Origin of the sequence: Methanosarcina hadiensis (assembly GCF_046529725.1) — an archaeon.
In the GTDB taxonomy this organism is placed as follows: Archaea; Halobacteriota; Methanosarcinia; order Methanosarcinales; family Methanosarcinaceae; genus Methanosarcina; species Methanosarcina hadiensis.
The window spans coordinates 2,905,735-2,930,508 of the sequence record NZ_CP136241.1 but is presented as its reverse complement, the minus strand read 5'-3'; the positions used below and the strand labels follow the sequence as shown (position 1 = coordinate 2,930,508).

At 42.1% G+C, this 24,774-nt stretch carries 21 protein-coding genes and 1 tRNA gene; 14 read left to right on the top strand and 8 right to left on the bottom strand.

Translation table 11 applies throughout. From position 1 onward, the window contains the following. The first annotated feature begins 663 nt into the window (after positions 1-663). The 3 genes from RSJ42_RS12495 (at position 664) to RSJ42_RS12485 (ending at position 2,831) form a co-directional block, all read left to right on the top strand. Complete coding sequence (locus RSJ42_RS12495) at positions 664-1,353, top strand: rhomboid family intramembrane serine protease (RefSeq protein WP_410507610.1); 690 nt, start codon at positions 664-666, stop codon at positions 1,351-1,353. Then, positions 1,353-1,778, top strand: a complete 426-nt coding sequence (locus RSJ42_RS12490) for a hypothetical protein (protein WP_410510369.1) — start codon at positions 1,353-1,355, stop codon at positions 1,776-1,778. The genes RSJ42_RS12495 and RSJ42_RS12490 overlap by 1 nt, the downstream gene beginning before the upstream one ends. 456 nt (positions 1,779-2,234) lie before the next feature. Next, complete coding sequence (locus RSJ42_RS12485) at positions 2,235-2,831, top strand: TIGR00288 family NYN domain-containing protein (RefSeq protein WP_410507609.1); 597 nt, start codon at positions 2,235-2,237, stop codon at positions 2,829-2,831. A gap of 36 nt (positions 2,832-2,867) precedes the next feature. Here the strand turns inward: RSJ42_RS12485 and RSJ42_RS12480 are convergent, their stop codons facing one another. The 6 genes from RSJ42_RS12480 to RSJ42_RS12455 all read right to left on the bottom strand — a co-directional run bounded on the left by RSJ42_RS12480 (position 2,868) and on the right by RSJ42_RS12455 (position 8,472). Further along, complete coding sequence (locus tag RSJ42_RS12480; RefSeq protein WP_410507608.1) at positions 2,868-3,845, bottom strand: methanogenesis marker 12 protein; 978 nt, start codon at positions 3,843-3,845, stop codon at positions 2,868-2,870. Between the two features lie 20 nt (positions 3,846-3,865). After that, a complete protein-coding gene (locus RSJ42_RS12475; protein WP_410507607.1) occupies positions 3,866-4,219 on the bottom strand; it encodes a DUF2103 domain-containing protein in 354 nt (117 codons plus the stop codon). A gap of 287 nt (positions 4,220-4,506) precedes the next feature. After that, entirely contained in the window at positions 4,507-4,944 is a 438-nt protein-coding gene (locus tag RSJ42_RS12470; protein ID WP_410510368.1) for an ACT domain-containing protein, read from the bottom strand. 374 nt (positions 4,945-5,318) lie between these two features. Further along, positions 5,319-6,623, bottom strand: coding sequence for a phenylacetate--CoA ligase family protein (locus tag RSJ42_RS12465; protein WP_410507606.1), 1,305 nt, complete (start codon positions 6,621-6,623; stop codon positions 5,319-5,321). A 371-nt stretch (positions 6,624-6,994) separates the two neighbouring features. Next, the gene (locus tag RSJ42_RS12460; protein ID WP_410507605.1) at positions 6,995-8,002 is read right to left on the bottom strand and encodes a DHH family phosphoesterase; all 1,008 of its coding nucleotides are present in this window, start codon (positions 8,000-8,002) and stop codon (positions 6,995-6,997) included. Positions 8,003-8,118: 116 nt separating this feature from the next. After that, entirely contained in the window at positions 8,119-8,472 is a 354-nt protein-coding gene (locus RSJ42_RS12455) for a prefoldin subunit beta (RefSeq protein ID WP_410507604.1), read from the bottom strand. 453 nt (positions 8,473-8,925) lie between these two features. Here RSJ42_RS12455 and RSJ42_RS12450 point away from each other — a divergent pair, with 453 nt between their 5' ends. From RSJ42_RS12450 to RSJ42_RS12405, 10 genes are all read left to right on the top strand, one after another. Next, positions 8,926-10,011 carry a M42 family metallopeptidase gene (locus tag RSJ42_RS12450; RefSeq protein ID WP_410507603.1) on the top strand — a complete coding sequence of 362 codons (1,086 nt, stop codon included), beginning with the start codon at positions 8,926-8,928 and terminating at the stop codon, positions 10,009-10,011. 94 nt (positions 10,012-10,105) lie between these two features. Further along, the gene (locus tag RSJ42_RS12445) at positions 10,106-10,267 is read left to right on the top strand and encodes a hypothetical protein (RefSeq protein ID WP_410507602.1); all 162 of its coding nucleotides are present in this window, start codon (positions 10,106-10,108) and stop codon (positions 10,265-10,267) included. Between the two features lie 791 nt (positions 10,268-11,058). After that, positions 11,059-12,012 (top strand): lipid II:glycine glycyltransferase FemX, encoded by a 954-nt coding sequence (locus RSJ42_RS12440; protein ID WP_410507601.1) that lies wholly within the window; start codon positions 11,059-11,061, stop codon positions 12,010-12,012. A gap of 536 nt (positions 12,013-12,548) precedes the next feature. After that, on the top strand, positions 12,549-14,000 hold the full coding sequence (locus tag RSJ42_RS12435) for a (R)-citramalate synthase (RefSeq protein ID WP_410507600.1): 1,452 nt from the start codon (positions 12,549-12,551) through the stop codon (positions 13,998-14,000). Positions 14,001-14,306: 306 nt separating this feature from the next. Continuing rightward, complete coding sequence (locus RSJ42_RS12430) at positions 14,307-15,998, top strand: acetolactate synthase large subunit (RefSeq protein ID WP_410507599.1); 1,692 nt, start codon at positions 14,307-14,309, stop codon at positions 15,996-15,998. After that, positions 15,998-16,483 carry an acetolactate synthase small subunit gene (ilvN, locus tag RSJ42_RS12425; RefSeq protein WP_410507598.1) on the top strand — a complete coding sequence of 162 codons (486 nt, stop codon included), beginning with the start codon at positions 15,998-16,000 and terminating at the stop codon, positions 16,481-16,483. Before RSJ42_RS12430 ends, ilvN begins: the two co-directional genes overlap by 1 nt. 356 nt (positions 16,484-16,839) lie before the next feature. Then, positions 16,840-17,847: a ketol-acid reductoisomerase gene (gene ilvC, locus RSJ42_RS12420; RefSeq protein WP_410507597.1), complete on the top strand. Its 1,008-nt coding sequence runs from the start codon at positions 16,840-16,842 to the stop codon at positions 17,845-17,847. A gap of 272 nt (positions 17,848-18,119) precedes the next feature. Further along, entirely contained in the window at positions 18,120-18,662 is a 543-nt protein-coding gene (locus RSJ42_RS12415) for a nitroreductase family protein (protein WP_410507596.1), read from the top strand. Positions 18,663-19,308: 646 nt separating this feature from the next. After that, positions 19,309-19,380: transfer RNA gene (locus RSJ42_RS12410), tRNA-Arg, on the top strand. 717 nt (positions 19,381-20,097) lie between these two features. Beyond that, positions 20,098-20,967, top strand: coding sequence for a hypothetical protein (locus tag RSJ42_RS12405; protein WP_410507595.1), 870 nt, complete (start codon positions 20,098-20,100; stop codon positions 20,965-20,967). 119 nt (positions 20,968-21,086) lie between these two features. Here the strand turns inward: RSJ42_RS12405 and gltA are convergent, their stop codons facing one another. Beyond that, positions 21,087-22,496 carry an NADPH-dependent glutamate synthase gene (gene gltA / locus RSJ42_RS12400; RefSeq protein WP_410507594.1) on the bottom strand — a complete coding sequence of 470 codons (1,410 nt, stop codon included), beginning with the start codon at positions 22,494-22,496 and terminating at the stop codon, positions 21,087-21,089. A gap of 19 nt (positions 22,497-22,515) precedes the next feature. Beyond that, a complete protein-coding gene (locus RSJ42_RS12395) occupies positions 22,516-23,361 on the bottom strand; it encodes a sulfide/dihydroorotate dehydrogenase-like FAD/NAD-binding protein (RefSeq protein ID WP_410507593.1) in 846 nt (281 codons plus the stop codon). Between the two features lie 612 nt (positions 23,362-23,973). Between RSJ42_RS12395 and RSJ42_RS12390 the strand changes: the two genes are divergently transcribed. After that, positions 23,974-24,144 (top strand): hypothetical protein, encoded by a 171-nt coding sequence (locus tag RSJ42_RS12390; protein ID WP_410507592.1) that lies wholly within the window; start codon positions 23,974-23,976, stop codon positions 24,142-24,144. Positions 24,145-24,774 lie beyond the last annotated feature (630 nt).

Sequence of the window (24,774 nt, the reverse complement as noted above, 5' to 3'; positions counted from 1 at the left end):
TCTATTTCGAATGAAAATATCAAAACTTATTTATATTGGAACTCTCATTAAACGAATTTGTACAGTAAACGCTGTAAACCGTTTTCATGATTTTTATCTGGGAGTAACTAAATATTATTCTTTCATTTGAATATTATTTAATAAATTATTTGATCTAAAATACTATTTATTCAAATAAAATAGGCAATTTTTACCCTATACGCTTCACATTAACTGAGAACAGTTTTCAATAAATAGAATTGGTCAGGTTTGTATCCGGTCGTTTAATATCTGAAATCTTCCGAATTCAGAGCCAGGAGTAATTAAGTTCCGATAACTGGGGTTTAAGATTAATTCCAGCTTATTCTTTAAGGCTGGCTCTGGAGTAAAAGATTTCAGGTCCAGGGGGTTTCGACATAGTAATTAATACATTGGACCGAACACACCGAATGCAGCAAATGTTTGTGTACAGCGGCTTTTAAGCCTTAACGGCCAGTCTGCTTACTGGCATTTGTTCCTTAGCTCATGTTTGGATATGTTCTTGTGCTTGGACGCCATTCTCTATTCGGTTAATATTCTGATCTGTTTGAAGGCATTATAAACTTACTTTAATATTTTGCCGTATTAATCAAATATTTTTATTCAATAGTTTTATACTGGATTAAGATAGAGAGTAATTAGAACATGTTTAACCGCAATACACCATATGAGTCCCGAAGCGGAGCAACTGATAGAATTAAAAGTTCTGTCTCTGCAAGTCCGTCTATGGCAATCATTTTTCTGTGTGTAATTTCTTTCCTTCTGGAAGTAGTTCTCCTGAGTGCGGCTCCGGGTTTAGGGGCTCTCTATATGAACGCTTTCCAGTTTGATCCGGGTTCTTTTTTGACAAGGCCATGGACACTTGTCACATACATATTCCTGCACACCGGGCTATGGCATCTTTTTTTCAATATGCTTGTCCTGTACTTTTTCGGGACTGCACTTGAGAGAAGGGCGGGAAATAAGCAGCTCCTTGCGATCTTCTTTACTGCAGGAATTCTGTCCGCAATAGGGTACACCTTTTTAAGCTGGCCTATTTTCAATATTTATCCCGGCCCTATGATTGGTGCAAGCGGAGCTATTTACGGAGTCTTTGCAGCTCTTACAGTACTTGAGCCAAATCTCAGGGTATATGTGTACTTTGTGCCTATGCGTTTAAAGCATGCCCTGTTGCTGTTTGCCATTTTCGATTTTTTAATGGCGAGTTCTACAAATCTGGATATGATTGCCCATACTGCGCACCTGAGCGGACTTTTTGTCGGGCTTTATATGGGTTTCCGTATGAAAAAAATGGATGAAAGATACAGAATGACGAGGTATATCGGCAGGTGGTAATGCTGGAAGGAGAGGCTTTTTCTCAGGACAGGTACTATCATCCCAGGCCTGCTCCCGGGGAAAAGGTTCCGATCCAGGTCTTAAGTTTTAACCGCGTCTTTGCAGCCTGGTCTCCAGAACTGAAAGCCACTCTTTTTTTTGAAAAAGCCCCTGAAGAGCCTGAAGAAGAGGGGCTTAAAAGAGTAAGGGAAGCAGTTCTTCTTCATATCTATGACTGGCTCGCGGGAAGAGAAGGAATAATAGAGCTTACGGATTCGGAATTCGAGCAATTTATGGAGGTTTATGAAGCCTTTCTTCAGAAGTTGGGGGAAATCCAGTACAGCAGGCAGAAGAAAGGAAGAAAAACTCAAAACATTTTTGAACTCCGTGAATCTCCGTTCATTATTCGTGAGGTTAAAAAAGGCCCTTTCTCCGATAAATTATAATTCTATAAAATATATCCTGTGTTTTATAGTTAAAAAACGGTCTAATCACGAGGAGCTTACTTATATCGCTTAAGGCTTACTTACATTGCTCAATCTACATGACAGGCAGGTGTTTACGTCGAGGTTCTCAGACCAGATAGAGTTAAAACCTTTTATTGTCAAAGTATGCAAATGTTTTACTACAGAAAAGCAAATATTTAGATATACTCAGTTTATTACCCGAACTGCCGCATGTAATAAGGTTTGAACCTGAAAAACCGCATATGCAGCTTCATTATCCTTATATGAAGCTGCAGTTTTCTGAAGGCTCAAACAGAAAACCCATCCAGGCAGGTGTGAGATTGATGTGGGAAATCTATTGCCTCACAGGCTAATTCTCCGCAAATTGCTAAAGGATTAAATAAGAAAGAAAATGCAGGTTGAGTAAAACTGTAATGATCACAGAGGACATTGATAATGAAGCCTGTAAAAAGCGGACTTGATTCCATTTCTAAATACCTCCGTACCAAGAAAGAAGTAGGCAGGAGAAAAATAGGACTTCTGGTAGACGGACCAAATATCCTCAGAAAAGAGTTTGACGTAAACCTTGAGGAAATAAGGGATGTTCTTAAGGACTATGGAAATATCAAGATCGGACGCGTCTTCCTGAACCAGTACGCCTCGGACAAGCTTGTCGAGGCTATCGAGAATCACGGACTTGAACCTATTATCTGTTCAAGTGATGTGGATGTGCGCTTAGCAGTAGAGGGCATGGAACTGGTCTACAATCCCAATATAGACACCCTTGCAATCGTAACCCGCGATGCGGATTTCAAGCCGCTGCTGAACAAAGCAAACGAACATGGGAAAGAGACCATTATTTTCGGGGTTGAGCCCGGATTTTCTACGGCGCTCAAGAACTCTGCAGACTATGTCATCCTTATGGATAAAAACCATATGAGCGGTTATGATGAGGATGAAGATGAAGAGGGAAAACTTGAAGCCTCGGAGTCCGAAGAATACCCGGAAGATGAGTATGAAGAACCTGCAGAAAAAACTGCAGAGAAGACCTGATCCCCTCTTATTCTTTTTTAAGGTCAGTCTCTAATTTCAGGGATATTCTATCTCTACACCGAGAATATGTTTTTTTCCGGCAGCAACATCCCTTGCTATTTCGGCACAGCCGATTGCAGCATGCCATTTGCCCAGACTGAGGCAGCTTTTATCCAGGTGTCTGCTGATTTTTTCCTGCATATATTTTACTTCCCCAACCGAGCCTGCGAGGAAGGTAGTTCCGGTAACCCCGTACTCTTTCAGGAGAAGCTGCATTGAAATGATTTCCATGGCTGCAAAAAGGGCTATGGTATCAAGGGCGAGCAGAGCAGGTTCTTCCTCTTTTTCGGCTGCGTTGAGCAGTTCCTCCCTGTCTTTATATGGTGTCATCTTCAGGGCGCCTGCTTCCATGAATGCCTGATTCGCTGTCTGGATGCCGTCATCAACATTCCTTATAGCCTGCAGGTCAAGAGGCCCATGGTGAACTCCGGGAGCAAAAATGCAGGCGTCGATTGCACCAATCACTTTTCCCGAAGCAACTGCAAGAGTTACGGTATTGGAGCTGATATCAGAGACCACAAAATCTTCGTAACCCATGCACCGGATATGATATGCAATACCAAGCTTTTCAGGACTCGTGAGGTGAGAAAATACCTTCATTCTCGGGTCTACTTTGCTTTTTACATGAAGACCAGGAATAGCCACTGCTGGAATGCCGGAATTTCTAACCGCATCAAATACCCTTGTTCCTCCTCCTGTCTTCTTTCCTGCACCTTCCGCGCTCTGAAGCCCTCTCCCTTCAAGTTTCCTTATATCCTTGATTTCGGAAAAGCCATCTCCCATGGAGTAAGTAAGAGCAATTAGATCGATTTCTTCAAGTTTAATATCAAACTCTTTTTCAATGGAATCCAGAATTTCTTTTTCTGACATTGCAGCAGCTTCTGCCCTTCCAAGTTCAAAGGTCAGAACCTTTTCGCCTTCTATAAGTGCAAAACGCATCGCTGTTGTCCCGTGGTCAACTCCTATGAATGCCAAGTAATCTCTCCTGTAGCGCCTCAGAGGGCATTTTTTATGGTTTCATTTAATTCTTCCATGATTCTGTCCCCCTCTTCAGCGGTACCAACTGTTGTCACCAGCCTGATTTCCTGGAAACTTCTGCCTTCTGAGAGCAGGAGCCTCAGGTTACCCCTTGCATCAGCTCGCAGGACTTTCCCTGCAAGCTTTCCCCCTGCAACGCCTTTTACGGAAATTACGGACGGAATTACTTTTTTAATCTCAGCATGCTGGCTTACAAGTTTTATCAGTTTTTTTCCAGCCCTCCCTCCAATAATTGTTGTATGAGCTCCACCAAGTTTATTCTTTGAAGGGGTTTGGGCGTTTTCCTGTAAGCTTTCTTTATTCTCTGTCATTTAGTCAAACCGGCTGACTTTACTTTTTTCGGTGCAGTCCCTCTTTGCTTTAAATGAGGGAGCCCTTTTCATCGTTCTCTAAAAAGTTCTTCTCTCTTTGCTCTTTTTATATTTATAATGTATATCTATTTACGCAGTGGAGGCGCAAAAATTTTGATAAATATCTCAGGCTATATCTCCTGTTGTAAAAAAGGAAATCCAGATACTCAGGCACTTTTATTATGCCGGGTTCTGGATTTTTCGGATTTTAAAGCTGCTTTTCCGTATAACCTGTAGAGTTAATAAAATCAGATCTTTTCAAGTTCCTTCATGCCAATCAGCTTTATATTATTATCTTCCAGAGTTTTTATCGCTTTTTGAGTGTCATTCACCCGGACAATAAGAAGGGCTTTCTGGTCCCTGGTGACAAAAGCATAGGCATAGTCAAGGTTAATATTCGCTTCTCCGAAAACTTCCGCAATCCTGGACATGCTGCCAGGAACATCATCCATCTCGATCCCCAGAACACTGGTTTCCGAAACTGTGAATCCGGCATCATGGAGTACACGGTGAGCATAATCCGATTTATCCACAACCATGCGAATGATCCCGAAATCTCCGGATTCGGCAATGGTAAATGCCCTTATATTTATGCCGGCACTTTTCAATTTATTCGCAACGCTTGCAAGCCTGCCAGGTTTATTTTCCGCAAAGAGGGAAATTTGTTTTATCACTTTTTCTTCCATTCCAGCACCCATGTCCTTTTATCCCTTATTTCTTTAAATTTGTTCTTTTTTCTATCGAATTATTAAAATTTTAATTTTTCTTTATTGCTTCTCATCCCTTCTTTTAGCCTTTTGTTCCTTCTTTTAGCCTTTTACTTCTTTCCTCAGTCTTTTCATCAGAATATAATATAAGTTTCTGTGTGTATTTTAAACTTACAGGTGTGTTATTTTCAGGTATTAATACCGATCTGGGGTTTAAGAAGGATATCAAAAAAGGAACTTATGAAGGAAAACCGGAAAAAGCAATGTTAAAGCGATTTTTCTATCTTTCCGGCTTTCCTTTTTTCTATCTGGAAAATTAATTTTCTGCTTTTTCATATCTTCATATGAAATTTTCAGATCTTACGCTTGTCTATAACTTTCTTTGATTTTCCTTCCGAGCGCGGCAGAGTGCCGTGTTCAACAAGTTCTACCTCGACTGCAAGGTTCAGCACGCTCTTCAGAGCGCTTGCAATCTTCTTTTTAAGTGCCATCATATCCGACATCCGGTCGCTGAAGGCGGACTCGTGCATCTCTATCTGGACCTTCATTGAGTCAAGGGGCCCTATTCTGTCAACAATAATCATGAAATGGTTCCCGACTTCGGGAATGTTCATCAGGACCGACTCGATCTGGCCAGGGAAGACATTTATGCCGCGCACGATAATCATATCGTCAGAGCGTCCGCTGATGCGTGTGATCCTTGGATGCGTCCTGCCGCATTTGCAGGGCTCAGACAGTTTCCTGGTAAGGTCTTTAATCTTGTAGCGGATAAGGGGATTTGCTTCCTTTGCAAGGGTGGTTATTACGAGTTCCCCTGTTTCTCCATCAGGCATGGGCTCTCCTGTTTCAGGATCAAGTATCTCTATCAGGAACATGTCTCCCCATATATGGATGCCGCACTGCTGGTCGCATTCCGTAAAGAGAGGACCGCTGAGTTCGGAAGTTCCGTAAATATCATAGGCTTTAATTCCTGACTCGTCTTCTATCCGCCTTTTGAGTTCCTCAGACCAGGGTTCAGCCCCGAAAAAGCCCATTTTTAATTTTGTATCATCCCTGATGCTGATGCCTTCTTTCCTGGAAGTTTCAATCATATATAAGAAATAAGAGGGAGTGCAGGCTATGGCTGTTGTGCCGAGGTCTTTCATAAGTTCGAGCTGGCGTTCGGTATTTCCTGAGCTCGTAGGAAGTACGGTCGCTCCCAGTTTTTCACTTCCATAATGAGCTCCGAGCCCGCCTGTGAAAAGCCCATACCCGTAGCTTACCTGGAGGATGTCATCTTCTCCCACGCCTACTGAGGCAAAAGCCCGGGCAAGAGATTCCGCCCAGTTATCAATGTCCCTGCGGGTATATCCTACTACGGTCGGTTTGCCCGTAGTGCCCGAAGAAGCATGGAAGCGGGCGAGTTTTGAATTGGGGACGCAAAACATTCCGGTAGGATAGGTATCTCTGAGATCCTGCTTATATGTAAAAGGTAATTTCCTGATGTCTTCAAGAGTCTGGATGTCTTCAGGGCGAACCCCGTGTTCGTCAAACCTTTTTCTGTAAAAAGGAGAGTTCTCATACACGTAATGTACAAGTTTTTTCAGTTTCTCTTCCTGCAACTTTCTCAAGTCGTCTACAGGCATTGTTTCTACTTCAGGATCCCAGTATTCTGGCATTTTTTCACACTCTTTATTCTTTATTTTGAGACATTTTTGTTTCAGGTCGCGTCTCCCTCGACCCTTTTTTATGTATATTCTTCATTTCATGCCCCTTGAGGTCATGCTTAAAAAAATATCTTTTTCTTACCTGCTTTTAGTTTCGGGAAGTGTAACTTTTTCGAGCGGATATTAACTTCCGACAGATATGATTATGGAAGATTAAGTTGGATTCTCATATAAATAATAGTTGTTGTTATCAAATAGAAAAAAGATATTATTCAGTTCAAACTGAAAAATAGAAAGAAATAACCTGAGAAAATAGTACCTGTTGAAGAAAGGAAATTGAAGTTATTTTACCAGCTTTTATTGATTCATATCCCATTTTTTTCTTACTGTTCATCTTCACTTACTTCAATCTCATCTTCTGAAATTTCTTTTGCAGTCGCTCCAAGAGAAGATTCAAGGATCTTTTTTGTCATCTCCCTGCATTTATGGAGCACTTCTTCCATATTGGCGATTATATCGATTCCAGCAGCTCCTGAATGCCCGCCTCCGGTGCCGTTATATTCGTTACTGATATCTTCCATCAGCTGGCCAAGATTCACTCCTGCATTTACAGCGTCGCGTTTTGCCCTTGCACTTACTCTGACACTATCTCCTTTTGTAGTCCCAACAAAAGCCACATCAGCTCCTATGTTAATAAGCATGGAGGATGCAGAGCCTCCGAAAGAGCTCACATGAGAAGAGGCTATAATCATATCCCCTACCCTGTCGAGTTCAGCCCTGCTCGCTGCTTTCAGGATAGCTATACGCATTGAGATATCCTGGGGGGTAGCAGCCATCAGGTCGAGGACTTCTCCATACTCAACTCCGCTTGCCTCAATAATTTTTGCCACCGTTTTAAAAGTATCGGCAGATGCGTGCTTGAAATGTCCGGTATCAGTCACGATTCCTGTGAGCATGCCAATTCCCATCCTGCGGTTAATCGGCGCTCCCATGACTTTCAGGATATCATAGACTATCTCTACCGTAGAAGTAGTGTTCCTGTGCAGGAAAAATTCCGCATTCTCAGTAAGGGCAGTAGTAGTATGGTGATCAATTACGCAGTAACTGGTCAGTTCTATATCGTTTAGCTGTGCCTTTGTCGAGGTATCAACCACGACAATAAAACCGTAGTTTGCAGGATCTGGTTTATCCACAACCTCGATTCCGAGCCTGTCAATAAGAACGGATGCTACACGGTTACATCCGTCTACCAGTCCGACTGTTCCACCTAAAGCTTCAGAAAGAGCAAAAGCACTGCTAACAGCATCCGGATCTGCATTCCTGTGACACAAATATAAAATGTTTCGATAGTCAAGGAGCCGGTTAAAAAACTCCGCTTCATCAACTCGCATTGTCCACTCTGGCTACCGCTTTTTATAATTTCGAAGATCCCGGAATTCCGGGATTTCGGCACAATCCCCATACAGCCAAGTTATGTGCTGTATTCGACTTATGTGAAAAACAAAAATTATTGTGCTCTGGGCCCAAGTGCCTGCTGGATCTGCTCCTGAAGCTGTTTGAAGCGAGCAGTGAGCCTTTCTTCCTGCCTGGAAATAGACTGAAGCCTGAGTGAGAGGGTTTCTTCCCTGTCTTTAAGTTTTGAAACGGACTCCTCTTTTGTCGTTTTTATTACCAGTTCTCCGACATTACGGTAAATAACCGCATCGTCAGCCAGTCTTTCTAATTCTTCGAGAGCCATTTTTGACTCTTTCTGCATAGCTTCAATCTGGGATTTTTGCATGGACAGAGCCTGAACCTGCTGCTGTACCTGCTGAAGCTGTGCTATCTGGTTCTGGATTTGAGGAGGTAATTCTGCAGTCATATAGTTTTCACCTGAGTCCTCAATAAACCTGAAGGGATTTTAATGTTTCTGTCTTACAGCTTTCGAAAATTCCCACTACTTAGGAATGACTGATACCGCCTGCCAAAAACTTAAACAACAAGTTCAACTTAAATAAAGACATTCTAAAAATTAAAACACTTTAAAAGATACGGTCTCAGTAAATATATTAATAGATTCTATTCTAATAGATTTGTTCAAATTATTTACTTCATTGACTAAATATGGAATTCATTGCTGTATTGTTAGGGTTTAATCTTAAAATCCTCTGACAAAGAATAATTATAAATGGGCATTTATAATATGTCTGTTAAACAGATTATTGTGGATTGTTCAATGCAGGTCAATTAATAAGTATCATAAGTATCTGCAGGACTGGCCTGTGCCTTTCAGACTTACATTACTGTTTAAAAAAGAACTCAGGAGGCTTCTTATATGGAAAAAAATATGGAAAAAGGCGGAAAGCTTGAAGAAATAAAATCTCTGCTTGAGAAGTTCACAAATGCTCATGGAATTTCCGGTTTTGAAGGGGAGGTCCGGAAACTGCTAGAAAAAGAGCTTGGACCCTATGTTGACAGTATTCGGGAGGATACTATGGGGAACCTTATCGCTGTTAAAGAGGGAAAGGGTCCTTCTGTAATGCTGGCTGCCCATATGGATGAAATAGGTCTGATGGTCAGGTACATTGATGAAAACGGATTCCTGCGCTTTGTGGGGATCGGAGGATGGTTTGACCAGACTCTCCTGAACCAGAGAGTTATCGTACACGGCAAAAAGGGTTCTATTTACGGGGTTATAGGTTCCAAGCCTCCTCACGTGATGAAAGACGAAGACAGGAAAAAGCCCGTAAAACTTGAGGATATGTTCATCGATATAGGAGCAAAAGACAGGGAAGACGCCGGAAACCTTGGAGTTGAGTTGGGAACTCCGGTTTCAATCGACCAGGAATTCGTATCTCTTGCAAACGGGAAAGTTACCTCCAAGTGTTTCGATGACCGTGCAGGAATTGTAATTCTCCTTGAGGTTATGAAAAGGCTCCATGAGCGTAAAATCGAAGCAAATGTCTATGCTGTGGGCACGGTTCAGGAAGAAGTGGGACTTAAAGGTGCAAAAACCTGCGCTTTCTGTATCTGTCCTGACGTTGCTCTTGCTCTTGATACTACTATCCCGGGAGATCATCCGGGTATCAGCAAAACCGATTCATCCCTGGAACTGGGAAAAGGGCCCGTAGTTATTGTAGCAGATGCGTCCGGAAGAGGCCTCATAGCTCACCCCCAGATTCTCAAGTGGCTCAGGGAAACAGCCGATAAAAACGAAATTCCTTATCAGCTGGGCGTAGGCTCCGGCGGAACCACGGATGCTACATCAATACACCTCACAAAAGAAGGAATTCCCACAGGTACGGTCAGCATAGCCACACGTTATATCCACTCGCCTGTAGAAGTTCTGGATGTGGCAGATATAGAGGCGTGCATTTCTCTAATTGTGAAAGCAATAGAAAATGTAAATAAATATTTCTGAGGCGCCCGAGTCCCATCTCGGGAGGGCGGTGTCCTTCCCAAGTTTCGCATCGGGATCACATGAAATCAGAGATTTCATGGGAGTTGCACTGTAAGTGCAACAGCACGAGGTCCTTTTCGCTTCGCTCAAGAGGACTAATTTTTGGGTTGAGACAAACACGAATCCAGTCTCAGGAGGGTGGTGTCCTGCAAGAGTTGCGTTTCTCGAGTCCGCTGTCCTTTTCGGTCGCTTTGCTCCCTCAAGAGGACTAACTTAAAGAGTTGAAGTGTCTGCACTAAATGCCCGCGGGTTGCATCAATTCTATTGATGCTGTGCAGTACCTGCTCTTTCTCACAGTTCTGAGGGATAGGTCTCTGGCTCAATTTTTTGCATTCCTATTGTTACTTTAAATTCCATTTTTCATTGAAAAGGTGAGTTGATAAAACTCGATATGATTGTTTTCAATTTCTAAAACGGATCTGTTATAATTGGTCTTTTATTGATGTTAAATAAACAGCGTTTGTTAAATCCCCATTATCAGCTTAATTGTTTTTTTGACGTGAGAGATAGCTTATTTTTACATGCAAAGGAGGGCAGCTCTGCATTGTCTATTAGTCCAGGTTTTGATTTTTATTTTATATAAAAATAAAAAGATAATAAAGTCTGAAGTGTCAGGACTCTCGGTTTCCTATTGAATATACTGATTTCTTCTGTCTTTTTTTTTCCAGCTTTGTTTGAATACTAAAAATTAAGGACTAATATATTAACATTGAATACAGAAACGTTAAGGCTGCTAAATGGTTTAAAGCTTAGTTTTTATTCAACTTGTTCCTCGAAATCAAAAAAGAAAGTATAATATATTGAAATAATAATTGATACGAAAGTTATAGAGTTTGAGGCAAATAGTGATGACTTTGAATCTGAGGAGGCTTTAATATTATTTGCAGGAAGGCAAAGGCCGAAGATAAAAAACAATGGAATAATGTTGTTAAAGAAAGTCTCAACGGGACCTTTTTTCATACATGGGAATGGAAAGAGGTCATAGAAAAAGGGTTAAATTCCGAGGCCTTGCCAGTTGTAGTCGAAGATGAGAAAGAGAATAAATTAGTAGGAATCTTTCCGCTTTTTGTAAGGATTTTTTTTGAAGACTGCAAAGTTAACAAATATTTACCAGGTATTTCCAGGAACTTTCAATTAGGGTGTTCTCCTCATAATAAATTGTATGGCTTTGGAGGTCCCTGTGTACTTTCCGGCGTTACTGATAGTGATATAATTTATAATCTGATGTTTGATTTTATCGATAGATACGTCAAAAATAAAAAAAGTATTACTGACCTCCTAATATTTCCTTATCACGATAGTCTGGATCCGGTGTTAATTCAAAATGGATATCCCAGGACAGGAATCAAAAAAACTGCTATAATAAACATAGAAAGAGACCTCAATGAGATATGCAAAGGATTCAAGAAGCAGTTCAGTAAAGATATAAGGCGGGCTGCAAGAAACGGTGTAACCATATATGAAAGTCAGAATTATAAAGAAGACATAGACCTTTACTATAATCAATTCCAGAAACTATTGATTGAATGGATCACTGAGCAAACTGGCAATGATTATAAAAAAGTGACATACGCTGTGCTGCCATACTCGTATTTTGAAAATCTCCGTGATATCCTGTTTCCGGAAAAAATGGCAAGATTATTCTTCGCGGAATACAATGGAGTAAAAATCGGAGCGTTAATAAATTTTTACTATAAAGATACGATATACCTGGGCCATACTTCGGTTTTGAGGGGCGAATACAATGATCTCAATGCTTATAAGCTTTTAATCTGGCACAGTATAGAAGATGGAAAAAAGAACAATTATAAAAACCTTGATTTAACGGGCCTTCATGCAGATGAATCTCACGGCCAGTATCGATTTAAAATGGGTTTTAACGGTCAGGTAAAAGAAACTGGAGCATATAATAAATCATACAGATATAATGAGGTAAAAAGTCTTAAAAGAATTGTTAAATGATGTAAAGACTAGGATCTTATAATCTTTTTATAAACCCCTTCCTTTAGTGCCCCTTGTTCTTTAATTTCGCATGAAAATGGAAGGCAATTCTCCAGACAGAGAATTGTTTTTGCTATTCATTTTTATATCTGAGGTGCCTTGCTCAGATCCACAAATGCTTTCTCAGGGCCTTCTTTTTTAGAAACTGAATCCTGACTATGTTTTTGGCCTGGTCAAAGCCGTTTTTTCGGGGGCAAGCTGTTAAAATAAATATATTGTTAACTGGAAACTAAAAATACTATGGTCTACCTATTGGAGAGAAGTCTCAGAAAACCCGGGAGTAATTTCGGAAATTTTCGGATAGGACCGTGCTTCTGAGATAAATTATATGTAATATGTGTATTAAAGTGAGTTTTGCAAAATAGGATTTAATTATATAAAATAGTAGTAATACTATATTTTCCTGTTCTGCAGAACCAATCTATAAAATCTACCCAAAAAAAAGCCAAAACTGAGGGATTATATTATTCGAAAACATCCGCTTTCTGGATACTACTTTGAGAGATGGTGAACAAACACCTGGTGTAGCCCTGACAAGAGAGAAGAAGCTCTTAATTGCACGCGCCCTTGACGAGATGAAAATCAATGTAATCGAGGCAGGCTCTGCAATTACTTCCGCAGGGGAAAGGGAATCAATCAAGGCTGTAGCGAATGCAGGGCTTAATGCCGAAATATGCAGCTACTGCAGGATTGTAAAATCAGACATTGATCATGCTCTTGAGTGCGATGTTGACTCTATCCACCTTGTAGTTCCGGTTTCTGACCTGCATATCAGGACGAAAATCAAAAAAGACCGGGATACAGTAAGGCAGATTGCAGCCGATGTAACCGAGTATGCCAAAGACCACGGTCTGATTGTGGAACTTAGCGGCGAAGATTCTTCGAGGGCAGACCTTGACTTCTTAAAATCCGTTTACTCGGACGGGATAGCCGCCGGGGCTGACAGGTTATGCTTCTGCGATACCGTAGGCCTTCTGGTGCCTGAAAAAACCACTGAAATCTTCCGGGACCTGTCTTCTTCCCTGAAAGCCCCTATCAGCATCCACTGCCACAATGACTTTGGTTTAGCAACTGCAAACACGGTTGCAGCGCTCGCGGCAGGAGCAAAACAGGCTCATGTGACAATTAACGGTTTAGGGGAAAGAGCCGGAAATGCTTCCCTTGAAGAAGTCGTAATGTGCCTTGAGTGGCTGTACAAATATGACACCGGCATCAAGCACGAGCAAATATATCGGATTTCAAGGCTTGTAAGCCGCCTTACCGGGGTTCCGGTTTCCCCCAATAAAGCCCTTGTGGGAGGGAATGCCTTCACTCACGAAGCAGGTATTCATGTGCACGGGCTTCTGGCTGACAAGGCAACCTATGAGCCGATGAGCCCTGAATATATTGGACGACAGCGCCAGATCGTACTTGGGAAACATGCCGGAAGGAGCTCTATTACCCTTGCTTTAAAGGAAATGGGGCTTGAGGCTGATGAGGTTCAGACCGAAGAGATTTTCGGTAGGGTCAAGCAGATGGGTGACCAGGGTAAACATGTTACAGATGCCGACCTGCAGACCATTGCAGAAACCGTGCTTGATATCTATAAAGAGCCCCTGGTAAAATTAGAAGAATTCACTATCGTATCCGGAAACCGGGTGACTCCAACAGCTTCCATAAAGCTCAATGTGAAAGACAGAGAGATCGTACAGGCCGGGATCGGAAACGGGCCTGTGGATGCGGTTATCAATGCTATCCGGAGAGCTGTAAGTGCCTGTGCTGAAGACGTCATCCTTGAAGAGTACCATGTAGACGCGGTTACCGGCGGAACCGATGCCCTTGTAGAGGTAAGGGTAAAGCTTTCCAAAGAAGGAAAGTCGATTACCGCAAGTGGAGCCAGAACGGACATTATCATGGCTTCCGTAGAAGCCGTAATGAACGGGCTGAATCGGCTTGTCCGGGCAGAGTAAGCTACAAAAAGACATGGAACTTCAAAGGTTTCTCAGGAGGACTTTTCGTTCTCTCTTTTTTTCTTTTTAAAGAAATTTTTGAAATCGGGATCTCTGGGGCTCTGAAAGCCCGCAGAAACCCTCATCCATATATAACATGATTGATTATGATATACTTGCGAAATTCGCAATCAAAAAAGTGTGAGTGTGAGAGATAAGATTGATAAAAGAGTATTTCTTATAAACACACCCAAACTGGAAAGGTGCTCACCTGAAGCGTGAGTGTCCAGTTAACCAGATCTCAAGAAATAAATTAGGAGATAAACGATGACAACCGGGTCAACAGAAAAAGTCAATGGCGCAAAGGCGCTTATAAAGTGCCTCGAAAGGGAAGGAGTTGACACTCTCTTCGGATACCCCGGAGGGCAGATTATTCCTTTCTACAATGAACTCTATGATTCAGACTTGCGCCACATATTAGTACGCCACGAACAGGCAGCTGCTCATGCTGCGGACGGGTACGCCCGTGCTACTGGAACGACCGGGGTATGTGTTTCTACTTCAGGCCCCGGAGCAACCAACCTGGTAACAGGTATTGCTACTGCATATATGGACTCAGTGCCGATTGTAGCTTTAACAGGCCAGGTGCCAAGGTCCCTTATCGGAAATGATGCTTTTCAGGAAGCAGATATTACGGGCATTACTCAGCCAATCACCAAGCACAACTATCTGGTACAGAGTCCAGAAGATATCCCGAGGATTGTAAAAGAAGCCTTCCATATAGCATCTACCGGAAGGCCTGGCCCGGTACTAATTGACCTTCCGAAGGATGTACAGAATATTGAAATTGACTTGCAGTACCCTGAAAAGGTGGAACTAAGGGGCTATAAGCCAACTTACAAAGGAAACACGCAGCAGATTAAACGGGCTGCTGAAGAAATCGCAAACTCCTGCAGGCCTATAATCTATGCAGGAGGCGGAGTGATCAGCTCGAACGCAAGCGCAGAACTCGTTGAGCTTGCCGAAACCATCAAGGCTCCAGTTACAACCACACTTATGGGTATAAGCTGTATCCCGACCGAACATCCCCTGTATGTCGGAATGCTGGGAATGCACGGGAGCAAGTATGCAAACTATGCAATTCAGGAATCCGATCTGATTATTGCTGTGGGAGCAAGGTTTGATGACCGCGTTACCGGCAAACTTGAATCTTTTGCCCCCAATGCCAGGGTTATTCATATTGATGTTGATCCTGCCGAGATTTCCAAAAACGTAAAAGTACATACTCCCATTGTCGGGGATGCAAAACAGATACTCAAATCCCTGGTTAAATATGTCCGGTGCTGCAGGTCCGCAGAATGGATTGAAAAGATAAACCAGTGGAAGAAAGAATATCCTCTTACCTACAGGCATTCTCAGGACTCTATAATGCCTCAGTTTGTTATTGAGCAGATATCCGAGGCCTGCAAGGACGCTATTATAGTTACCGAAGTCGGACAGCACCAGATGTGGGCTGCTCAGTTCTTCAAATACAGCAAACCCAGGACTTTCCTCACCTCAGGCGGGCTTGGCACTATGGGATACGGATTCCCGGCAGCTATGGGGGCAAAAGTCGGCAGGCCGGATAAAACTGTTATCAATATCGCAGGGGACGGCTCTTTCCAGATGAACTCCCAGGAGCTCGCAACTGTGGTCCAGAACGATATCCCGGTTGTTAACGTGATCCTGAACAACGGCTATCTTGGCATGGTCAGGCAGTGGCAGGAACTCTTCTATGACCGGAGATACTCTTATACCTTCATTAAAGGCAGTGTTGACTTCGTAAAGCTTGCCGAAGCATATGGGGCCCTCGGGCTGCGTGCAGAAAGGCCGTCTGAAGTCAGGCCTGCAATCGAAGAGGCTGTCAGGTCAGGAAGACCGGCAGTTGTTGAGGTTATTGTCGAATGCGAAGCAAATGTCTATCCAATGGTTCCGGCAGGAGCTGCAATTAATGAGATTCTCGACCTGGAGGAACACTGATGAAACATACACTTGCAGTCCTGGTGGAAAATAAGTCAGGTGTGCTCTCCAGAGTTGCCTCTCTCTTTTCAAGGCGCGGATACAATATCGACAGCCTTGCAGTGGGAGTTACCGAGGACCCTGACATTTCGAGAATAACCATTGTTGTGCATGGGGACGATCATGTCCTCGAGCAGGTAACAAAACAGCTCAACAAGCTCATAGATGTTATCAAAGTCTCGGATATAGGGGCTGACGATGCTGTTGAGCGGGAACTTGCCCTTATTAAGGTCGCGGCTGATGTTGACACAAGGGCAGAGATCATGCAGATTGCAAATATCTTCAGGGCCAGAATAGTGGACGTTGCCCCCAAGTCCGTGACCGTTGAGGTAACGGGCGACGAAAGTAAGATTCAGGCAATTGAAAAACTCCTCCGCCAGTTCGGGATCAAGGAAATGGTCAGGACAGGCAAGATTGCAATGGTACGCGGGTCAAAGAAGGTTTAAATATTAAGGATAGGTAAAGAGAGGTAGCTGCTCAATTATTTTTCACAGATTGGGGCAGCCGGAAGCCTTTTCAATTTCTAAAGGTCTTCTTAAAAATGCTCCGGGTTTCCGGCCTCTCTTTCGCCTTAAAAGACCGCCTGGGTCCAGAGATGGTGATTTTTCGGAAATCAGTTTAATTCTCAGGAAATTATTGTTTGTAGATTTAAATGCCCTCTTAACCTATACAGGGAATCCGATCACTTAATTAAATCCTAAAATTAAATTCCAAACTAAACTCTAAAACTTAATCACAGATCAGGTTACAAAACTAAGAAATTTAGAAGTATCAGTTAGAAAATCAATCAGGAGAACTAAGAATGGCAACGATAATTTATGACGACGAAACCACTTTTGATGCACTTAAGGATAAGACCATAGCAATAATGGGATACGGAAGCCAGGGCCACGCTCACGCCAGGAACCTTCATGAATCCGGGCTTAATGTTGTTGTCGGGCTCAGGAAAGGAAGTTCCAGCTGGGCAAAAGCAGAATCAGACGGCCTGAAGGTCATGACTGTCGAAGACGCAGCAAAAGCTGCAGACGTTATAATGATCCTCCTCCCTGACGAAAAGCAGGCATCTGTTTACTATTCCCAGATTGAGCCTAACCTGAAGGCGGGGAATGCCCTTGTTTTTGCCCATGGCTTCAATATTCACTACAACCAGATAGTGCCTCCAAAAGATGTGGACGTCTTCATGGTTGCCCCCAAAGGCCCCGGACACATTGTCAGGAGAACCTACACAGAAGGCATCGGGGTGCCGGGACTGATTGCAGTCTACCAGGACGCAACCGGAAATGCCAGGGATCTTGCTCTCTCTTATGCCAAGGGTATAGGCGCAACAAGGGCAGGAGTCTACGAGACAACTTTCCGTGAAGAAACAGAAACCGATCTTTTCGGAGAACAGGTTGACCTCTGCGGAGGACTTGCATCACTTATAAAGACAGCTTTTGAAGTGCTTGTGGAAGCAGGGTACCAGCCTGAAATGGCATACTTTGAAACCTGCCATGAAGTTAAACTCATTGTGGACCTTATCTACGAAGGCGGGCTTGAGAGGATGTGGCATTCCGTTTCCAACACTGCAGAGTATGGCGGTATGACTGTTGGTCCCAAGATTATCAATGAATACTCTCGCGATGCCATGTACGAAGCCCTTGAGAGAATCCAGAACGGCGAGTTTGCAAAAGAGTTCGTTCTCGAAGGCATGGTTAACCACCCAGTGCTTAAAGCCATGGAACGCCAGGAAAAGGAACACCAGCTTGAGGTTGTCGGAAAACAGATCCGTGCAAACATCCCCTGGCTCAACAAAAAGATTGATGACGACTAAACGTAAAGTTACTTCCTTAGTTTTTAGCCAGGTCAGTTAATACCGGTCTGGCAGGCTCTTTTTTTCTGATAATTTTTTCTTATTCTACTTATTTGCTACTTGGTCTTTTATTCAGGGTCTTTTATTCGTATTCAGACCAGTACTCACACTGTTTCCCGGTTCTTAAGATAGATTCGTTTATCCGTCTGCGGTAAAGTTTCATAATTTAATGTTATTATTTTTACCGGAGATTCATAAATCTAAAACCTGGAAATTCGGTTCGGAGAATAAACATGGCAGTAACAGGAGAAAGCAAAGTTATGGATGCAATCCTCAACAGACGGAGTGTCCGTGAGTTTACGGACAGAAAGATCAGCAAAGAAGAAATCAACACAATTCTCAATGCAGGCCGCTGGGCTCCTTCCGGTTTGAACAACCAGCCCTGGCGCTTTATTGTTGTCAGGGATCCGGAAAACATCCATCAGCTCTCTGAATGCACCCATTATTCCGGCACTGTTGCAGGAGCACCTTTGCTTATTGCAGCCTTTCTTGACACTGAAAATTCTTACAACAGGACAAAAGACATCCAGGCGATAGGGGCTTCTATTCAGAACATGCTCCTCGCCTGCTATGACCTCGGCCTAGGTGCAGTCTGGCTTGGAGAAATCCTTAATCAGAATGAGAAGGTTAATTCAATCCTGCAATGCCCGTCAAAACTTGAACTTATGGCAGTACTTGCGATTGGGAAACCAGCTCCCGGAAAGCGAACTTCTTCACGGAAAGACCTTTCCGAACTTGCGTTTGAAGAAAAATATGGGCAGGACTGGAAAGAATAAGGTATTGAGTTTTACAGAATATTCAGAATTCTAAATCAACCCGGGAAGTTCGTTTTCGGTTAATTCTCTTCAGATTATTCCTGTAAATACATCCGTATGTCTGAATTGGTACCTGTAATACTTTTCTTTAGAGAATATCTTTTATTTCATCTATTCTTACAAAATACAAATTTAATAACATTAAATATTATGAAACTAAAGAAAAGTATTAAATATAAGTTCATCATACATATAATATGTCTAGCGAACAGACATAAAACTGGAAAACGCCTCCTAAATATATTATAAGCTTGCAGTGCTGGAGTTCCTCATCTGTAGTGCAGGCAGATGTGGAACTTCAGATGCAAGAGGGGGCGAAAAAAAGTACCTTAATATTTTTCAAACAAAACCTTCTTTAAAAGGTATAACAAAAGAAGTACTTCCAGTCCTGTCAAATCTGTTTTCCCAAATCGGCAAAAAGATCTTTCCGGTCAAACAAACCGATACGGTACGCTATACATGTTCTGAAGCTTTTGTGGAAAATTGAGAATATTTTGGGAATGTTCTTTGATTGAGGATTAAATTTATAAGCTATTTGGCACTATAAACAGCCAGTTGACTGGTTACAGCTTTATGAATCAGTTAACCGACTAGAGCTTTTCATGATAGGTCTGTGGTGTAGAGGATATCACTGGAGCCTCCGGAGCTCCGAACCTGGGTTCGATTCCCAGCAGACCTGCTATTGGATTTTCCTGCCAGATTTCTATAAGTTTATATCGGTTAATTGAAAAATCAGATCTAATTCTTCTTTATTTCCTGTTTTCTTAATCCAAATCACCAGCGGATATGTTCTATTCCGTTTCAAGCCTTGTTTTTAATGTCAAGAAGTATTGTCTTTTACGGGCAAAAAATATAAAATGAGAGCTGAAGTAAATATATACAAGAAGAATCTGAAGGTTTATAATATGGCTCACGGATTAAATCGACGCGTTTTTCGTGCGGGAAGAAGAAAATTTTCTTTAGTTCAGTTAATTCTCATAGCAATAATACTCTATTTCTTGCTTCGGATACTTCTGCCGCTCGTCTGGACGCTTATTTTGATCACTGCTTTGATTTTACTTTTAAAAGTAGTTATTGAGAATCTTTGATTTTTTTATTCATCTCACTTAACTTTTCTTTTGAAATTCTTGTTTGAAAGTTAACCTTAAATCATTATAATTTATAGGAAAGTTTATCATCTTTGTATCAAATCTAATCTTATTTTAGAAGGTTTCTTTCCAGAGAGAACTTGCTTCAATTATTTGCGTCGTCTGGAAGATAGAATCTTTACAAGTTTGATTTTCTTTAGGTTCGTATTTGGAGGGTTGAGAATGTGGGGATAAGAAAGAATTTAACTATAAGCAGGACCTGTCTGGTTCTTCTTGGGATTTTATTGATAACTTTTTTTTCCGGGTGTGTGGGAAACGAGATTTTTTCTGCAAATTTAGGAGGTAAAGTTTCTGCTGCAGAGGAAATCAATATTTCTCTTTCACTTATTAATGGTGCTGAAACTCGAATGATGTCTGTGAAACATGATGTCGAGTCGGGTACCTATACTAATGCAAAGATGAATCTTAATGCCTCAGAAATTGATTTCGAAGAAGCTTTAAAAGTCCTCAATAATGCCTCTTCAGATTACGAGGGCGAAAATCAGGATATCGAGAGATATAAAAGTTTAGCTGAAGGTGGTCTGGATAGGGTTCACTCTATGGAGAGTCTGATTACAGCTATGGAGCATTTGGATAAATCCTTAGCATACTCGTATTCAAAGGAATTTAATCTGAGCAGAAAAGAACTTGATATAGCGAATGAGGCTTTAAATGAGTCTGCTGCTTCATCAAACCTGGCAAAAGAAAAAATATTCACGATTGATCCAAATTCAGTACCCATAGAGCAAAAGAGCTCTATTATTCTGTTGAGAAATGATCTGGAAACCAGTGAAAACATTCATACGGAAATCAGAAAAATGATAAGCGGAATGTATCCATTTATGGATGGGTATGAATGTCTTTTAAACGGAATAAAATATGGTGACGAAAAGAAATGGGATAAGGCTGCCGATGAGTTTGGAATAGCTTCAGATAAATTTTCTGAATCTCAAAAGATTCTGGAGGAATTAAAAGATTCGGAATTTCCTGAAGTTTCAGTCAGTTGTATAGAAGTCTGCGGAATCCTTACACAACTTGAGAAAGATTTGCCACACATTGAAGCTGGCTGCAGATTTATGGAAAAAGGCCGTTACTCTCAGGCGGATGCAGAATTCAGCAAGATCTCTTATTACTATTAAGCTGTGCTGAAAACGTGATGTAAAGAAAGGCGAGATAAAAAGAAAGAATAAAAGAAAGAATAAAGAAGATTTAATTTTTTATTATCTCGCTCCTAATTTTATAACTACTTTTACTCTTTTTACTTTCCTTTCAAATATTCATCAATCGCCTTTGCCGCCTTTTTACCTGCGCCCATTGCGCTGATAACAGTTGCTGCGCCTGTAACCACATCTCCGCCGGCAAAGACTCCGCATTTGGAGGTTGCTCCTGTTTCTTCATCAGCAATGACAGTTCCTTTCCTGTTCTGCTCAAGTCCTTCCGAGCCTTTAAAAATTATCGGGTTCGGAGAGGTGCCTATTGCGATAACTACAACATCTGCCGGAACAAGGAATTCCGAGCCTTCTACAGGGACAGGGCTTCTCCTGCCTGACTTATCCGGCTCTCCGAGTTCCATTTTTATGCATTCGACACCTGTGACATTGAACTTCTCGTCGCCCAGGATACGGACAGGGTTTGTAAGGAGCCTGAAGGTAATACCTTCTTCTCTGGCGTGCTCGATCTCTTCACGGCGGGCAGGCATTTCATCTTCTCCGCGGCGGTAAACTATGCTTACCTCGTCTGCGCCCAGGCGGAGTGCAGAGCGGGCTGCATCCATTGCCACATTTCCGCCTCCTACAACCACAACATGCTTTCCGTGCCTGACCTTTGTATCATATTCGGGGTCGTAGGCTTTCATGAGGTTTACGCGAGTCAGGAATTCGTTTGCGGAATATACGCCATTAAAGTTTTCCCCTTCTATCACCATAAAGTTCGGGAGCCCTGCCCCAGTGCCCAGGAAAACGGCATCGAAATCATCACAGAGTTCATCAAGGGTCTTTATCCTGCCGATAATATAATTGGGCTTTACTTCAACGCCGAGTTTTTTGATGTACTCTATTTCCTGCCGAACGATTTCTTTTGGCAGCCTGAACTCAGGGATGCCGTAACTCAGTACCCCTCCGGCCTTGTGCAGGGATTCAAAAATTGTTACTTTGTGTCCGAGCTTTGCCAGGTCTGCTGCGGCAGTAAGTCCTGCAGGACCGGAACCTACAACTGCAACTTTCTTGCCGGTAGGAGGCATAACCTCTGGGGTCTTGACGCCTTTTTCACGCTCATAGTCCGCACAGAAACGCTCAAGTCTTCCGATTGCAACAGGCTGCCCCTTTTTCCCGAGTACGCAGAGGGCTTCGCACTGAGTTTCCTGAGGGCAGACGCGACCGCAAATCGCAGGAAGGGCATTTGTTGCTTTGATTTTCTCGATTGCCCCTTCAAAGTCCTCTTCGCAGACCAGCCGAATAAAGCCCGGAATATCCACATTTACAGGGCAGCCTTCAACACATTTAGGGTCTTTGCAGGAAAGACATCTTGAAGCTTCTGCAAGGGCATCTTCTTTTGTGTAGCCAAGGGCTACTTCATTGAAGTTCTTTCGTCTCTCTTCTGCAGGCTGCTCCGGCATAGGGGTTCTTTCCTTCTTTGCTTTTCCAGTTTTTTCTCCATTTAATTCTTGCATTTTTTTCATCCCCTTCTTTTCAGTGCAATCCGCACCTGCACTCCTCTTCATATTTTTCTACAGCACTTGCCTCTTCTCCGCGGTACATTGCAAGCCTGTTCATAAGCTGGACGAAATCGACTTTTCTGGCATCAAATTCAGGACCGTCAACGCAGGTAAACTTTGTTTCTCCATCGACCGTAACCCTGCAGCCTCCACACATCCCTGTCCCGTCAACCATTATAGAGTTGAGGCTTACAAGGATTTCAACGTCATAGGGAGAAGCTACCCCTGCCCCGACCTTCATCATAATCGGAGGGCCTATGATTACAACTCTTGCAACCTTTTCGCCGCTGTCCAGGATCCTTTTCATAATATCGGTCACAAACCCGTGATGCCCTTTTGACCCGTCATCGGTTGCTATGTACAGCTCTGAACTGGCTTTCTCCATTTCGTTTTCAAGTATCAGGAGGTCTTTATTCCTGGCTCCTATTATGGAGATTACCCTGTTGCCCGCATTAACATAAGCCTTTGCCTGGGGATAAATAGGGGCAACTCCTACTCCTCCTCCTACCAGAATTACAGTACCTAACTTTCTGACGTCTGCAGGCGTTCCGAGAGGTCCTACAAAATCTTCAAGATAATCGCCTGCAGCAAGCTTTGCAAGCTGTTTTGTAGTCTTGCCCATTTCCTGAAAAATTACAGTAACAGTGCCTTTCCCTTTCTCAAAATCCGCAATTGTAAGAGGAACTCTTTCCCCCCTTTCATCAATCCTGAGGATTACGAACTGACCGGCCTTTGCAGCCTTTGCCACATCAGGTGCACTTACTGCCATTCTGTGCACTGATGGAGCAATTTCTTCTTTCTCCAGTATTCTATATGCCATAAGATCACATTTTCCTGAGTAAAAGCATATCTTTGAACAATGATAAGGTAAATTTAAATGTAACTGAACTTTGTGAGAATTTTCAATCCTCTGCCTTTCGGCATGGACGTTCTCCTTATACTGATTAATGGAATATATATTCTCCCAGATCGTTTCAATATCCTAATTGTTTTGCATCTCTTTTTAATTAACCTGCAAATGCCTTTTTTTCCTGGCATTATATCCGAAAATAAACAGATTTATTTCAGTCTTTTTGTCCTTCCTACAAAAATTTAATAAATCTGATGGGTGTAATAAAATTAGGGGTAAATTTTCCCAAATTATCTTATCCGGGAACAGTGGAAAGGAGGAATGAGAGAAGAGGACAGGATTTTGAAATAGAACCATCAGGTTCAAAGGCAAATAAAGAAAATGATATTCGAGAGATTGTTTGCTCACCGCGATGGGATCTGATAATCTGTCTTAAAATCCCATAGATAAGGAATGTTGGATATAATCTGATAAGTTTGGAGACCGGGAGTCCTTCAAAGGTTAACGGTCCTGAAACGTTAGGTTAAAACTTGAGTTGTTAATAATATTTTCCAGGTATGAGTTATTAGGGGAGTTAAAGATATGACAGAACATAAGAAACCTTTAGTAAGCTGCGATAAATTTGATGAGGAAGAGAAAAAGGCACTTCTTAATGAAGAGAAGAAAGACGTCGAAGAAGCTAAAGTTGAGCCAATCCATCCTTCTGAACAGAGAGGAGGCAAAAAGAAAGGTCTTCTTGACACGTGCAAGTGAGCAAATTTTTGTTCTTATTTTACTTTAACCTTTTTTTATTTTTGCACTATTCTGGTTTTCTTTTTTACTTTTTCTTTCTTTTGTCAACCGGCAGGTTTTCACAGGCTCTCGAATAATATGTGGATTTTCGGATATGGTCCTTCTGGAGGATTTACCTGAATACCTTAAAAATGACCCTGACATGCTTGCAGGCTGTGTAGCCGGTGTCGTACTGAACGAAAAATACCTGTAACTTTTAAAGAGGGCAGTTTTTTCTATCGAGATTCTGGGTGAAAACCCGAATCTAAACAAAGAGCATTAAGGCAGCCTGCCTGTAAAAGCTTGGAATTAAAAGCCCGGGTATAACAAGAGCTTAATTAAAAACAGAACCAAATATTTAAGTTTTTAAGAATGGTAGCAAACAGCTAAACGAAAGCAAAAACCAGAACTTTTAAGTCCATACCTTTTATTTCGCTGTTTTCGGGAAAAGCTTATTTGAAGCTTTCCTTATATATTGCTTGAAAAAGCATGTTTTTTTCAGATGCCCGGTATCTGATTTAACATTATTATTTCAAATGATTATCTTAAGAGTTTCTTTACTTCCAAACAATCTATTTATTAATATAGAGTGGGGTATAGTTACGTTATATG

Excerpts from the sequence above, each read along its gene's own strand:
- RSJ42_RS12430 (WP_410507599.1), top strand. The coding sequence starts at position 14,307 with ATGACAACCGGGTCAACAGAAAAAGTCAATGGCGCAAAGGCGCTTATA.
- RSJ42_RS12485 (WP_410507609.1), top strand. The coding sequence starts at position 2,235 with ATGAAGCCTGTAAAAAGCGGACTTGATTCCATTTCTAAATACCTCCGT.
- RSJ42_RS12390 (WP_410507592.1), top strand. The coding sequence starts at position 23,974 with ATGACAGAACATAAGAAACCTTTAGTAAGCTGCGATAAATTTGATGAG.
- RSJ42_RS12490 (WP_410510369.1), top strand. The coding sequence starts at position 1,353 with ATGCTGGAAGGAGAGGCTTTTTCTCAGGACAGGTACTATCATCCCAGG.
- RSJ42_RS12475 (WP_410507607.1), bottom strand. The coding sequence starts at position 4,219 with ATGACAGAGAATAAAGAAAGCTTACAGGAAAACGCCCAAACCCCTTCA.
- ilvN (WP_410507598.1), top strand. The coding sequence starts at position 15,998 with ATGAAACATACACTTGCAGTCCTGGTGGAAAATAAGTCAGGTGTGCTC.
- ilvC (WP_410507597.1), top strand. The coding sequence starts at position 16,840 with ATGGCAACGATAATTTATGACGACGAAACCACTTTTGATGCACTTAAG.
- gltA (WP_410507594.1), bottom strand. The coding sequence starts at position 22,496 with ATGCAAGAATTAAATGGAGAAAAAACTGGAAAAGCAAAGAAGGAAAGA.
- RSJ42_RS12450 (WP_410507603.1), top strand. The coding sequence starts at position 8,926 with ATGGAAAAAAATATGGAAAAAGGCGGAAAGCTTGAAGAAATAAAATCT.
- RSJ42_RS12495 (WP_410507610.1), top strand. The coding sequence starts at position 664 with ATGTTTAACCGCAATACACCATATGAGTCCCGAAGCGGAGCAACTGAT.
- RSJ42_RS12470 (WP_410510368.1), bottom strand. The coding sequence starts at position 4,944 with ATGGAAGAAAAAGTGATAAAACAAATTTCCCTCTTTGCGGAAAATAAA.
- RSJ42_RS12465 (WP_410507606.1), bottom strand. The coding sequence starts at position 6,623 with ATGCCAGAATACTGGGATCCTGAAGTAGAAACAATGCCTGTAGACGAC.
- RSJ42_RS12395 (WP_410507593.1), bottom strand. The coding sequence starts at position 23,361 with ATGGCATATAGAATACTGGAGAAAGAAGAAATTGCTCCATCAGTGCAC.
- RSJ42_RS12455 (WP_410507604.1), bottom strand. The coding sequence starts at position 8,472 with ATGACTGCAGAATTACCTCCTCAAATCCAGAACCAGATAGCACAGCTT.
- RSJ42_RS12460 (WP_410507605.1), bottom strand. The coding sequence starts at position 8,002 with ATGCGAGTTGATGAAGCGGAGTTTTTTAACCGGCTCCTTGACTATCGA.
- RSJ42_RS12415 (WP_410507596.1), top strand. The coding sequence starts at position 18,120 with ATGGCAGTAACAGGAGAAAGCAAAGTTATGGATGCAATCCTCAACAGA.